General features: G+C 73.8%; 12 protein-coding genes and 1 riboswitch. Of the genes, 10 read left to right on the top strand and 2 right to left on the bottom strand.

From position 1 onward, the window contains the following. On the bottom strand, positions 1–528 hold a 528-nt coding region (locus AC51EU_RS21390; RefSeq protein WP_496268633.1), incomplete at its 3' end, for an MFS transporter. 149 nt (positions 529–677) lie between these two features. After that, positions 678–808: riboswitch (FMN riboswitch) on the top strand. A 147-nt stretch (positions 809–955) separates the two neighbouring features. Here AC51EU_RS21390 and ribD point away from each other — a divergent pair. The 10 genes from ribD (at position 956) to AC51EU_RS21340 (ending at position 9,737) form a co-directional block, all read left to right on the top strand. Next, entirely contained in the window at positions 956–2,083 is a 1,128-nt protein-coding gene (gene ribD / locus AC51EU_RS21385; RefSeq protein ID WP_496268632.1) for a bifunctional diaminohydroxyphosphoribosylaminopyrimidine deaminase/5-amino-6-(5-phosphoribosylamino)uracil reductase RibD, read from the top strand. 1 nt (position 2,084) lies between these two features. Beyond that, positions 2,085–2,702 carry a riboflavin synthase gene (locus tag AC51EU_RS21380; RefSeq protein ID WP_496268631.1) on the top strand — a complete coding sequence of 206 codons (618 nt, stop codon included), beginning with the start codon at positions 2,085–2,087 and terminating at the stop codon, positions 2,700–2,702. After that, positions 2,699–3,352: a nicotinamide mononucleotide transporter family protein gene (locus tag AC51EU_RS21375; RefSeq protein ID WP_496268630.1), complete on the top strand. Its 654-nt coding sequence runs from the start codon at positions 2,699–2,701 to the stop codon at positions 3,350–3,352. Before AC51EU_RS21380 ends, AC51EU_RS21375 begins: the two co-directional genes overlap by 4 nt. After that, positions 3,349–4,623, top strand: coding sequence for a bifunctional 3,4-dihydroxy-2-butanone-4-phosphate synthase/GTP cyclohydrolase II (locus AC51EU_RS21370; RefSeq protein ID WP_496268629.1), 1,275 nt, complete (start codon positions 3,349–3,351; stop codon positions 4,621–4,623). The genes AC51EU_RS21375 and AC51EU_RS21370 overlap by 4 nt, the downstream gene beginning before the upstream one ends. Positions 4,624–4,660: 37 nt before the next feature. After that, entirely contained in the window at positions 4,661–5,146 is a 486-nt protein-coding gene (gene ribH, locus AC51EU_RS21365; protein ID WP_496268628.1) for a 6,7-dimethyl-8-ribityllumazine synthase, read from the top strand. A 77-nt stretch (positions 5,147–5,223) separates the two neighbouring features. Next, a complete protein-coding gene (locus tag AC51EU_RS21360; protein WP_016571913.1) occupies positions 5,224–5,496 on the top strand; it encodes a phosphoribosyl-ATP diphosphatase in 273 nt (90 codons plus the stop codon). A 64-nt stretch (positions 5,497–5,560) separates the two neighbouring features. Further along, the gene (gene hisG / locus AC51EU_RS21355) at positions 5,561–6,409 is read left to right on the top strand and encodes an ATP phosphoribosyltransferase (protein ID WP_496268627.1); all 849 of its coding nucleotides are present in this window, start codon (positions 5,561–5,563) and stop codon (positions 6,407–6,409) included. 70 nt (positions 6,410–6,479) lie between these two features. Further along, on the top strand, positions 6,480–6,938 hold the full coding sequence (locus AC51EU_RS21350) for a PH domain-containing protein (protein ID WP_496268626.1): 459 nt from the start codon (positions 6,480–6,482) through the stop codon (positions 6,936–6,938). 331 nt (positions 6,939–7,269) lie between these two features. Continuing rightward, a complete protein-coding gene (locus AC51EU_RS21345) occupies positions 7,270–8,616 on the top strand; it encodes a hemolysin family protein (RefSeq protein WP_496268625.1) in 1,347 nt (448 codons plus the stop codon). Continuing rightward, positions 8,613–9,737, top strand: a complete 1,125-nt coding sequence (locus AC51EU_RS21340) for a hemolysin family protein (protein ID WP_496268624.1) — start codon at positions 8,613–8,615, stop codon at positions 9,735–9,737. The genes AC51EU_RS21345 and AC51EU_RS21340 overlap by 4 nt, the downstream gene beginning before the upstream one ends. A gap of 48 nt (positions 9,738–9,785) precedes the next feature. Here AC51EU_RS21340 and AC51EU_RS21335 read toward each other — a convergent pair. Next, on the bottom strand, positions 9,786–10,681 hold an 896-nt coding region (locus AC51EU_RS21335; RefSeq protein WP_496268623.1), incomplete at its 5' end, for an AAA family ATPase.

The following is a 10,681-nucleotide window of genomic DNA, read 5'->3' as shown; positions in this document are numbered from 1 at the left end:
GGCCCCCAGGTGCAGCCGGGCGTCCGTCTGGGCGTGCGCCGCCGCCGTCCCGGCCGCCGAACCGAGCAGCGCGCCCACGCTCCACATCCCGTGCAGCCCGGACATGACCGGCCGGCCCAGCCGGTTCTCCGTCTCCACGCCCAGCGCGTTCATCGCCACGTCCGCCGTGCCCGAACTCGCCCCGTACAGCAACAGGAGCGGGCACAGCGTCCCCATACCGGGGGCGAGCGCGGGCAGCGCCAGCGACAGGGTCCACAGGGCGAGCAGTCCGCGCAGCGCGGTACGGGCGCCGAAGCGGTGGCTGATCCGGCCGGCGAGCGGCATGGCGAGCGACGCGCCGATCGCGGGGAAGGCCAGTGCCAGCCCGAGCTGTCCCGCGCTGATGCCGGTGTGGTCCTGGATCCAGGGGATACGGGTGGCGAAGTTGCCCGTCACCGAGCCGTGGACGAGGAACACCAGGGCGATCGCCCACCGCCCCCGGCGCACGGCGGACACGGGGAGGGCGTCGGGTGCCTCGGGGCCGGCCATGCGCGGCAAGCTACCAGGACGCCCGCGTGCCCATAAGGCGGAGTCCGGACCGGCCCCGGCACCCCGCCCGCTGTGAGCCAGTCCACACAGGCGTGCTTGCACGGCCCGCGGGGGACCGTGGCAGACTGAGACGGTACTGATACGAGCAGCAGCGCACTCCGGGGTCGGTGTAATTCCGAACCGGCGGTAACAGTCCGCGACCCGTCCGCAGCCAGCGGCCGGTTGAGCAGGTGGAATTCCTGCACCGACGGTGAAAGTCCGGATGGGAGGCAGTGCGCGGCGGCGAGGTACGGGATTCCGCCGTCGGCGGGTCCGTCCGGCGTGTTTCCGGACGCACCCCGCGTACGGCCGCATCCGCCGTCCCCTCGTCCGCTTCTGTCGTCCATGACAGCCCCGGAGTCCGTGCCTGACGAGGCAGGAGGACCCGGTGGCCACCTCAGCCCCCGCCGAGACCGCGGCGATGCGCCGCGCCGTCGAACTCGCCGCCCGCGGCCTCGGACACACCAGCCCCAACCCCGTCGTCGGCTGCGTGATCCTCGACGCCGACGGGCGTACGGCGGGGGAGGGCTGGCACCGGCGCGCCGGAGGGCCGCACGCCGAGATCCACGCCCTGCGCGCCGCCGGGGAACGCGCCCGGGGCGGCACCGCCGTCGTCACCCTGGAACCCTGCAACCACACCGGACGCACCGGCCCCTGCGCCCAGGCGCTGATCGACGCCGGGATCGCCCGCGTCGTCTACGCCGTCGCCGACCCCGACGCCCGCGCCACCGGCGGCGCGGCCACCCTCACCGCCGCCGGCATCGACGTCGAGGGCGGACTCCTCGCCGACGAGGCCGCCGAGGGCAACGAGGCATGGCTGACCTCCGTCCGGCTCGGCCGCCCCTTCGTCCTGTGGAAGTACGCGGCCACCCTCGACGGGCGGATCGCCGCCGCCGACGGGACCAGCCGCTGGATCTCCTCGCCCGAGTCACGCGCCGACGTGCACCGGCTGCGCGCCCTCGCCGACGCCGTCATCGTCGGCTCCGGCACGGCCCGCGCCGACGACCCCCAGCTCGGCGCCCGGGTCACCGGCCTCACCGACGACGAGATCAGCCAGCCGCTGCGGGTCGTCGTCGACTCCGGCGCCGCCGCCGTCAAGGCCGGCGCCCGCGTCCTCGACGGCACCGCCCCCACCCTCGTCGCGGTCGCCGAGGACACCGACGCGCACCACCTCGACGGCCTCGCCCCCCTCGTCCGCCTGCCGCGCGCCGACGGCGGCCGCGGCCTGTACCTGCCCGGCCTCCTCCAGGCCCTCTACGCCCGCGATGTGCGCTCCGTCCTGCTGGAGGGCGGGCCCACGCTCGCGGGCGCCTTCCTCCGCGCGGGCCTCGTCGACAAGGTCGTCGGCTATCTCGCGCCCGTGCTGCTCGGCGCCGGTCCGGCCGCCGTCGGCGACGCCGGAATCAGCACCCTCGCCCGCGCGTTGCGCCTCGATGTGACCGCCGTCGACCGGTTCGGTCCGGATCTGCGCATCACCGCCACTCCCGTCCGCCACCCCCGTCCCGAGGAGAACTGAAGTGTTCACCGGAATCGTTGAAGAACTGGGTGAGGTCGTCGCTGTCGAGGACCTCGGCGACGCGTCCCGCTTCCGGCTGCGCGGACCCCTCGTCACCGACGGCGCCCGGCACGGCGACTCGATCGCCGTCAACGGCGTCTGCCTGACCGTCGTGGAGAGCGCGGACGGCACCTTCACCGCCGATGTGATGGCCGAGACCCTGCACCGCTCCTCCCTCGGCGCGCTCGCCCCCGGCGACCGCGTCAACCTGGAACGCCCCATGGCCCTCGGCGGCCGGCTCGGCGGCCACCTCGTCCAGGGACACGTCGACGGCACCGGCACGATCCTCGAACGCGTCCCCGGCGAGCACTGGGAGGTGGTACGGATCTCGCTGCCGGACCGGCTCGCCCGCTACGTCGTCGAGAAGGGCTCCCTCACCGTCGACGGCGTCAGCCTCACCGTGGTCGACGCCACCGGCGAGGACTGCACCGTCAGCCTTATCCCCACCACGCTCGCCCTGACGACCCTCGGCCTCAAGAAGCCCGGCGACCTCGTCAACCTGGAGGTCGACGTCCTCGCCAAGTACGTGGAACGGCTGCTCGGCGACCGCGTCGCGGACGCGAAGGAGACCGGCCGGTGAGCGTGACGAGCTGGCTCAACGGTGAGGCGTTCACGGTTCTCGGACAGCACGTCATATGGTCCGACATGATCGGCAACACCATCGGCCTGGCCGCCCTGGCCCTCGGCTGGCGGCGCTCCCTGCTCACCTGGCCCGCCCAGGTCCTCTCCGGCGTGATCCTCGTCGGCGCCTACGCCTCCGCCCACCTCAGCGGCGGCGTAGGCAAGCAACTCCTCGTCATCGGCGTCGCGTTGTGGGGCTGGCGGCAGTGGCACCGCGGCCGCCGGACGGCCCAGGACGGCAGCATCGCCGTCCGCTTCGCCACCTGGCGCGAACGCGCCCTCCTCGCCGGTGGCACGGCCCTGGGCACCGCGGCCGTCGGCGGACTGTTCACCCTTCTGCCGCAGCTGTCGTGGAACCCCTGGCCGGACGCCTACATCTTCGTCGGCACGCTCGCCGCGATGGTCGCGCAGGCCCGCGGACTGGTCGAGTTCTGGTTCGCCTGGCTGCTGGTCGACGTCGTCGGCGTCCCGCTCGCCTTCAGCAGCGGACTGGCCTTCTCCGGACTCGTCTACGTCGTCTACCTCGCCCTCGTCGCCTGGGGCCTGCGCGACTGGTGGCTGCGCTCGCGCGCCGCGCGCGGCCCCGTCCTGGAAGGAGCAGCGGCATGACCGCACTGCAGAGCTGGTACGCCACCGAGGACACCGGGGCGGCGGACGACCTCCGGCTCGACCCCGTCGAACGGGCCGTCGCCGACATCGCCGCGGGCCGCCCGGTCGTGGTCGTCGACGACGAGAACCGCGAGAACGAGGGCGACCTCGTCATCGCCGCGGAGAAGGCCACCCCCGAGATCGTCGCGTTCATGATGAGCGAATGCCGCGGCCTGATCTGCGCGCCCATGGAGGCCCCCGACCTGGACCGGCTCGACCTCCCGCAGATGGTCGAGGAGAACACCGAGTCCATGCGGACCGCGTTCACCGTCTCCGTCGACGCCACCGCAGCGCATGGCGTCAGCACCGGCATCTCCGCCGCCGACCGCGCCACCACCCTGCGGCTGCTCGCCTCCGGCGGCAGTACGCCCGGCGACTTCGTCCGGCCCGGCCACGTCTTCCCGCTGCGCGCCCGGCCCGGCGGCGTCCTGGTACGCGCCGGCCACACCGAGGCCGGCGTGGACCTCGCGCGGCTGGCGGGACTGCGCCCGGCGGCCGCCATCGTGGAGATCGCGGGAGAGGACGGCACCATGCTGCGGCTGCCCGACCTGATCCCCTTCGCCCGCAGGCACGGCCTGTCGGTCATCTCCATCGAGGACCTGATCGCCTACCGCCGGACCTCCGACCCCGTCGTCCGCCGCGAGGCCGAGACCCGGCTGCCCACCGCGCACGGCGCGTTCACCGCGTACGGCTACCGCTCCACCACCGACGGCGTCGAGCACATCGCCCTGGTCGCCGGGGACCTCGGCGACGGCGAGGACGTCCTGGTCCGGCTGCACTCCGAGTGCCTGACCGGCGATGTCTTCGGCTCGCTGCGCTGCGACTGCGGCCCCCAGCTGGAGGCCGCCCTGGAGCGGGTCGCCACCGCCGGGCGCGGTGTGGTCGTCTACCTCCGCGGCCACGAGGGACGCGGCATCGGCCTGCTGCCCAAGCTGCGCGCCTACGCCCTCCAGGAGGAGGGCCGCGACACCCTGGACGCCAACCTCGAACTGGGCCTGCCGGCCGACTCCCGCGACTACGCCGCCGGCGCCCAGATGCTGCACGACCTGGGCGTCCGCTCCGTACGCCTGATGACCAACAACCCGGAGAAGACGTCCGCCCTGGTGCGGTACGGGCTGGCCGTCACCGGCCGCGAGCCGGTGCCCGTCCAGGCGGGCGAGCACAACCTGACCTATCTGCGCACCAAGCGGGACCGGATGGGCCACGACCTGCCCTGGCTCGACGCCCGCTGAACCACCCACCGGCGACACCACCCGTACGAGGAGAGACATGAGCGGCAAGGGCGCACCCGAACTGACCGTGAAGAACTGCGGCGACCTGCGGGTGGCCGTCATCGCGGCCCAGTGGCACGAGAAGATCATGGACGGCCTGGTGGACGGCGCGCTGCGCGCCCTCGCCGAACTGGGCATCGACGAACCCACCCTGCTGAGGGTCCCCGGCACCTTCGAGCTGCCGGTCGTCGCCAAGGTCCTGGCCGGCCGCGGCTACGACGCGGTGGTCGCGCTCGGCGTGGTCGTCCGCGGCGGCACCCCCCACTTCGACTACGTCTGCCAGGGCGTCACCCAGGGCCTGACCCAGGTCGCGGTCGACACCGGCGTCCCCGTCGGGTTCGGCGTGCTGACCTGCGACACCGAGGAGCAGGCCCTCGACCGGGCGGGCCTGCCCGGCTCCGCCGAGGACAAGGGGCACGAAGCGGTCACCGCCGCCGTCGCCACCGCCGCGACCCTGCGCACCGTCGCCGAGCCCTGGCGGTGAGGGCGACGCGCCGCCGCCCCGCGCCACGCGGAGGCGCTGCACACCGCCGGTCGATCACCGCGTAGGGTAGGAACACCATGTCCAAGAAGACGTTCGAGGAGCTCTTCGCCGAGCTCCAGCAGAAGGCCGCCACGGGCGACCCCGCCACCTCCCGCACCGCCGAGCTGGTCCAGGCGGGCGTCCACACGATCGGCAAGAAGATCGTCGAGGAGGCCGCCGAGGTGTGGATGGCCGCGGAGCACGAGTCCCACGACGCCGCCGCCGAGGAGATCTCGCAGCTCCTCTACCACCTCCAGGTCATGATGGTCGCCAAGGGCATCTCCCTCGACGACGTCTACGCCCATCTGTGACCCCCCGCCCCTGACCCGTACCTCCCCGCACCGCATCCCTTCACCCGCAAAGGAAGCACCCCTCATGCTGCGCATCGCCGTCCCCAACAAGGGTTCACTGTCCGAGCCTGCGTCGGCGATGCTCCATGAGGCCGGCTACCGCCAGCGCAAGGACCGCAGGGAACTGGTCCTCGTCGACGCGGAGAACGAGGTCGAGTTCTTCTTCCTCCGCCCGCGCGACATCGCCGTCTACGTCGGCTCCGGCAAGCTCGACATCGGCATCACCGGCCGCGACCTGCTGCTGGACTCCGGCTCCCCGGCCGAGGAGATCCTCCAGCTCGGCTTCGCCGGCTCGACCTTCCGCTACGCCACCCGGCCGGGCACCGCGAAGGACGTCAGCGAGTTCGGCGGCATGACCGTCGCGACCTCCTTCCAGGGCCTGGTCGAGCAGCACCTCGCCGACAACGGCGTGGAGGCGTCCGTCGTCCACCTCGACGGCGCCGTCGAGACCGCCATCCAGCTCGGCGTCGCACAGGTCATCGCGGACGTCGTGGAGACCGGCACCACCCTGCGCAACGCCGGCCTGGAGATCATCGGCGAGCCGATCCTCACCTCCGAGGCCGTCGTCATCCGCCGCACCGGCGCGCCCGCCGACGACCCGAAGGTCCGTCAGTTCCTGCGCCGCATGCAGGGCGTCCTGGTCGCCCGCCGCTACGTGATGATGGACTACGACATCCGCGTCGAGCACGTCGAGAAGGCCGTCGCCCTCACGCCCGGCCTGGAGTCGCCGACCGTCTCCCCGCTGCACCACGAGGGCTGGGTCGCGGTCCGCTCGATGGTCCCCTCCAAGGACGCCCAGCGCATCATGGACGAGCTGTACGACCTCGGCGCCCGCGCGATCCTCACCACCGGCATCCACGCCTGCCGGCTGTGACCGGAAGCCGCCCGCCCCGCCGGCGGGCGGCCCGCCCGACCCCAGCACCTTCAGACGGAAGACCGACGACGTGTCCGCTCCCGCGCCCCTGCCCAGCCTCCCGGTGACCTTCCGGCCCACCCGCACCCGGGCCGTGCTCTACGGCGTCGGCCTCGCCCAGCTCGCCGCCCTGGCGGTCGTCGCGCTGACGCTGCCGGGACTGTCCGGCGGGGAACGGCTGAGCTTCGTCGGCACCGGTCTGATCGTCCTCGCCGTCCTGCTGCTGCTCGCCCGCCCCAAGGTCGTCGCCCGGCCGGACGGCGTCACCGTCGTCAACCTCACCACCCGCCGCGACCTGGCCTGGGCGCAGGTGCTGCGCGTCAACCTCCGGGTCGGTGACCCGTGGGTCCATCTGGACCTCGCCGACGGCACCAGCCTGCCCGCGATGGGCATCCAGCCCGGCATCGCCAAGGAGCAGGCCCTGCGCGACGCCCGCGCCCTGCGCGCCCTCGCCGAGAGCCACGGTTCCGGCGGCCCCGCCGACGGGTGACCGTGCCGGGACCGCACGCCGCTGTCCAAGGGCCGTCCCCCTGGCGGGCGCACGACGGCCGCCACGGCACCTCGCCGCGCCGCCCGGACATCCGGACACGCCCGGCATCCGGACGCCCGTCCGCCGTGCGAGGCACCGCGTCCGACGCCGTGCGCCGACCCGCGAGGGATCGCGGGACAGCCCTTACTCTGTTGTCCGGGGCACCCCATGCGCCCCGCCCCTCCCCGGGGCCACTGCGACCTGAGGAGTGACTCCCTCCGGCAATGGACGGATCGTCCTGTAGTACCTGCGCCGCCCCTCCCGCACCACCGAGCACACCGGAGGCGGCGGCATGACCGGCCCGGCACTCCTGCTCGCGGCCGCACTCGTCCTCATCCTCGCCAACGGCTTCTTCGTCGCCGCGGAGTTCGGACTCGTCACCGTCGAGAAGGCGGACGCCGAACGGGCCGCGGAGAGCGGCGACCGCCGCGCCGGCACCGTCGTCGCCGCACTGCGCGAACTCTCCTTCCAGCTCTCCGGCACCCAACTGGGCATCACCATCACCTCACTGGTCGTCGGCATGCTCGCCGAGCCCGCGCTCGCCGGACTGCTCGACGGGCCGCTGGCCGCCACCGGGCTGCCCCGCGGCATGGTCCCCGGCACCGCCGTGCTCCTGGGCATGCTGCTGGCGTCCGCCGTGCAGATGGTCGTCGGCGAACTCGTGCCCAAGAACTGGGCGGTCTCCCGGCCGCTCCAGGTGGCCCGGTTCGTCGCCCGGCCGCAGCGCGCCTTCTCCCGCTTCTTCCGCCCGGTGATCACCCTGCTGAACACCGTCGCCAACCGGTTCGTCCGCGCCCTGGGCGTCGAGCCCACCGACGAACTGGCCTCCGCCCGCACCCCCGGCGAACTGGTCTCCCTGGCCCGCCACTCCGCGCGGGCCGGGGCCATCGAACAGGACACCGCCGACCTGTTCGTCCGCACTCTCTCCCTCGGCGACCTGACGGCCGAGAACGTGATGACTCCCCGGGTACGGGTCAGCGCCCTCCAGGCGTCGGCGACCGCCGAGGACGTCGTCAACCTCACCCGCGCCACCGGCCTGTCCCGCTTCCCCGTCTACCGCACCCGCCTCGACGAGGTCGCCGGCATGGTGCACCTCAAGGACGCGCTGGCCGTCCCGGCCGGTGAGCGGCTGCGCACCCCCGCCGAACGGATCGCGGTCCCGCCGCTGCTGGTGCCCGCGACGCTCCCGGTGGCGCCGCTGCTCGAACGGCTGCGCCGGGAGGCGCCCATAGCGGTGGTCGTCGACGAGTACGGCGGCACCGCGGGCGTCGTCACCCTGGAGGACATCATCGAGGAACTCGTCGGCGAGGTCCGCGACGAGCACGACCGGGCCGACCTGCCCGAACTGGCCCAGACCCCCGCCGAGGACGGCCGCCCGGCCTGGGACGCCGACGGCGGCTGCCGCGTCGACACCCTGCGCCGCATCGGCCTGAAGGCCCCCGAAGGCCCCTACGAGACGGTGGCGGGACTGATGGCCCACATACTCGGCCGGATCCCCGCCCCCGGCGACACCGCCGACCTCGACGGCTGGCGGCTGAGGGTGCGGCTGGTCGCCCACCACCGGGCCGAACGGATAAGGATCGTGCGCACCGCCCCCGCGCCCGCGCCCGTCCGCGAGCCGGCGGAGGTGACCGGATGAGCGTGGTCCAACTCCTCTTCGCGGCGCTGCTCGTCCTCGTCAACGGTTTCTTCGTCGGCGCCGAGTTCGCCCTGGTCTCCGTGCGCCGCAGCCAGATCGAGCCGCTGGCCACCGGCGGCTCCAAACGCGCCCGCCAGGTCCTCGACGGCCTGGAGAACCTGCCGCAGATGATGGCCGCCGCCCAGTTCGGCATCACCGTCTGCTCCCTGACGCTCGGCGCGGTCGCCGAACCCACCGTCGCCGGGCTGCTGGAACCGGTCTTCCGGGCGCTGCGGCTCCCCGCCCCGCTGGTCCACCCCCTGGGCTACGTCCTCGCCCTGGCCACGGTGGTCTTCCTCCACCTGGTCATCGGCGAGATGGTCCCCAAGAACCTCGCGATGGCGGCCCCCGAACGGACCGCCGTGTGGTTCGGCCCCCCGCTCGTCGCCTTCGCCCGGCTCTGCCGCCCCGTCACCGCCCTGCTCGGCGCCTGCGCCCGGGGCGTGCTGCGGATCTTCCGGGTGGAGCCCAAGGACGAGGTCGAGGCGGTCTTCACCAGCGAACAGCTCACCCATCTGGTGGAGGACGCCGGGCAGGCCGGACTCCTCGCCCCGGCCGAGCAGGAACGCCTCGCCGACGCCCTGGAACTCGGCAGCCGCCCGGTCACCGAGGTACTCCTCGACCGGTCGGCGCTGGTCACCGTCGACGCGACCGTCACCCCCCGCCAGGTGGAGGAGCTGACGGTGCGCACCGGCTACTCCCGCTTCCCCGTCCGCGGCCCCGGCGGCGCCTACATGGGCTACCTCCACGTCAAGGACGTCCTGGACCTGGAGGAACGCGACCGCGCCGTCCCGCAGCGGGTCTGGCACCCGATGACGACCCTGCGCGCCGAACTCCCGCTGGACGACGCGCTGACCGCGATGCGCCGGGCCGCCTCCCACCTCGCGGCGGTCACCGGCCCCCACGGCCGGGTGCTCGGCCTGGTCGCGCTGGAGGACGTCCTGGAGAAGCTGGTCGGCGAGATGCGCGACCCCGCGCACCACGAGCGTCCCGCCACGGAAACGCCCGCCGGCGCCGGGCTCACCGCGCCGCGCGCGGACACGGTACGGCGGGACGAGGACGACCGTGCCCTGACCGGGTGACACAAGGGGCCCGTCCGGCCGGCCGGGCCCCTTCCGGGTGAACCACCGTCAGCGGCCGGGCTCCCCAGGAGGCCCGCCGCCCGCGTCCCGGGGACCGCGGCCCGACAGCACCTCCCCGTACGCCTGCATCAGATCGGGCAGCCGCAGCGTGGCGAGGTCGTCCCGGCCCGGGGCGCCGGTCCAGGCCGACAGCCGCAGATCGCGGTAGGCGCAGCTCTTCTCGTACAGGGTCCGCAGGAAGCGGCCGTTGCCCAGCTCGTCGATCCAGCCCTGCTCGACGACATGGCCGCTGATGCTGCTCAGCTCCTCCCGGGCCTCCTCGTCCCAGCGGTCGCCGTTCTCCGCCGCCAGGACCTCGCCGATCGCGGTCAGCTCCGGCGGCCGGTAGCTGGGGAAGTCGACGCGGGTGGTGAAGCGGGAGGACAGCCCCGGGTTGGCGGCCAGCAGCCGGTCCATGCCCTCGGGGTAGCCCGCGAGGATGACGACCAGCCGGTCGCGGTTGTCCTCGGCGCGTTTGAGCAGCACCTGGAGCGCCTCGTCGCCGTACGCGTCGCCCTTGCTGTAGCCCGAGTTGGACAGGCTGTACGCCTCGTCGACGAAGAGGACGCCGCCCAGCGCCGAGTCGATCAGCTCGTTCGCCTTGACCGCTGTCTGCCCCAGGAACTCGCCCACCAGGTCGGCCCGCTGCGCCTCCACCAGATGGTCGCCGCCCAGCAGCCCGAGGGCGTAGAAGACCCGGCCGAGGATGCGGGCGACGGTGGTCTTGCCGGTGCCCGAGGGGCCGGAGAAGACGAAGTGGCGTTTGGGCGGTTGCACCGGCAGGCCCTGCCCGGCCCGCAGCCCGGCCATCCGCAGCTGCGCCGACAGCGCCCGCACCTGCCGCTTGACCGGCTCCATGCCGACCATCCGCTCCAGCTCCGCCAGGGCCTGCTCCAGCAGCACCG

Source organism: Candidatus Streptomyces philanthi (assembly GCF_059553635.1).
The sequence above is the reverse complement of the archived record's forward strand: the minus strand, read 5'-3'. Positions and strand labels throughout refer to the sequence as shown.